At 65.0% G+C, this 1,928-nt stretch carries 2 protein-coding genes; both read right to left on the reverse strand.

Annotation, left to right across the window (positions count from 1 at the left end):
- On the reverse strand, positions 1-1,371 hold the full coding sequence (locus KZO25_RS19775) for a TRAP transporter large permease subunit (RefSeq protein ID WP_066451795.1): 1,371 nt from the start codon (positions 1,369-1,371) through the stop codon (positions 1-3).
- A gap of 11 nt (positions 1,372-1,382) precedes the next feature.
- Positions 1,383-1,928 (reverse strand): TRAP transporter small permease subunit (locus KZO25_RS19780; RefSeq protein WP_223138219.1); only part of this gene is annotated, 546 nt, incomplete at its 5' end.

Genomic DNA, 1,928 nt, shown 5'->3' on the forward strand with positions numbered 1-1,928 from the left:
TCAGCGTCCGCTATAGACCTGTGCGGGCAGCCAGGTTGCCAGGGGTTCATAGAAGAATACCAGTGCCAGCCCCAGCAGTTGCAGTGCCACGAAGGGTGCCACGCCCTTGTAGATGTCGGTGGTGGTAATGCCCGGCGGACAGACGCCCTTGATATAGAACAGCGCGAAGCCCACCGGTGGCGTCAGGAACGACGTCTGCAGGCAGATGGCGAAGAGGATGGCGAACCACACCGGATCGACGCCCAGGCTGAAGACCACCGGCGCCACCAGCGGCAGGATGATCAGCGTGATCTCCACCCAGTCGAGGAAGAAGCCGAGCAGGAACACCACCAGCATCACCGTCAGCACCACCCCGGCGGGACCGAAGGGCAGCCCGGTGATGGCGGCGCGGATCACATCGTCGCCCCCCAGTCCGCGCAGCACCACGGCGAAGATGGTAGCACCGACGAAGATGCCGAAGATGAAGGCCGTGGTACGGGTGGTCTGGTAGAGCGCCTTGGAGACGACGTCGAAGCTCAGGCGACGATTGAACAGCGCCAGCAGCACGGCCCCCAGGGCGCCCACCGCCGACGCCTCGGTGGTGGTCGCAAAGCCAGTGAAGATCGAGCCGAGCACCGCCACGATCAGCGCCATGGGCGGCAGCACGGCGATCAGCACCTCGAGCAGCGCCCGGGCGTTGAGCGGCTTGCGGTTCTCCGGCGCCGGAGCCAGGTCCTTCTTGATATAGGCGGCGATCAGGATATAGGCGATGTACATCACCGCCAGCATGATGCCGGGGATCAGCGCGCCCATGAACAGCCGGCCCACCGAGGCCTCCGAAGTGCCCAGGCGGTCCGCCATCAGCACCAGCATGATGCTGGGCGGCACCAGGATGCCCAGGGTGCCCACCGAACAGGCGGTGCCCACGGCCAGCGACTTGTTGTACTTCGCCTGCAGCATGGGGCCGATGGAGAGCATGCCGAGCAGCACCACCGAGGCACCGACGATACCGGTGGAAGCGGCCAGCAGCACGCCGACGATCACCACCGTCACGGCGTAGCCGCCGCGCAGGCCGCCGAGCACCCGCACCAGGGAGTTCATCAACCGCTCGGCGATGCCGGAACGGTCGAGCATGATCCCCATGAAGATGAACAGCGGCAGCGCCACCATCAGCTCATTGGCGACGACGCCATAGAGCCGGCGGTCGAGCACGCCGATGGTGCCGCCCCAGGAGAACCACAGATCGGCGCCCATGTGCTCGACCAGCACATGGCCGATGATGGCGAACAGGAAACCGATGCCGGCCAGCGCCCAGGCGACGGGGAAGCCGATCAGCAGCAGCCCCATGAACCCGGCGAACATGCCGATGACGAGATATTCTTCGAGACCCATGATGATCCTCGTTAGCGAAAGTCGGTCGGGCGACGCAGGTGCAGCTCCCGAGGAAAGCGAAAGAGGTAGGTGCAGCAGCGCAGCGCCCGCGACGAGAGCGCGATGGCGATCAGGGCCATGCCGATGGGCAGCGTGCTCTTGATGATGAAGCGGTAGGGCAGGCCGCTGGGTGCCTGGGAGCGCTCACCGCGGGTAAAGGAGCGGTAGGCGTACTCGATGAGGTTGTCGATCATGAAATAGAGAATCGGCAGCATCAGCAGCACGATGCCGAGCAGCTCGACCCAGGCCTGGAAGCGCAGGGAGAATCTCTCACGTAGCACGTCGACGCGGACATGGTCATCGGTGACCACGGCATAGGAGAGGGTCAGGATCATGGTGGCGCCGAACAGGTGCCAGGACATCTCTTCCAGGGCGATGGAACCGCGGCCGAGGATGAAGCGGCTGAAGACATTGGTCAGCACGACGGCCAGGGTGGCGATCCACAGCCAGGAGAGGGTCTTGCCGATCACCGCGATGGCGGTGTCGAGCGTATGGCTCAGCCGGTTGGTGGGCAGAGC

Source organism: Halomonas sp. ANAO-440, from assembly GCF_019915905.1.
In the GTDB taxonomy this organism is placed as follows: domain Bacteria; phylum Pseudomonadota; class Gammaproteobacteria; order Pseudomonadales; family Halomonadaceae; genus Halomonas; species Halomonas chromatireducens.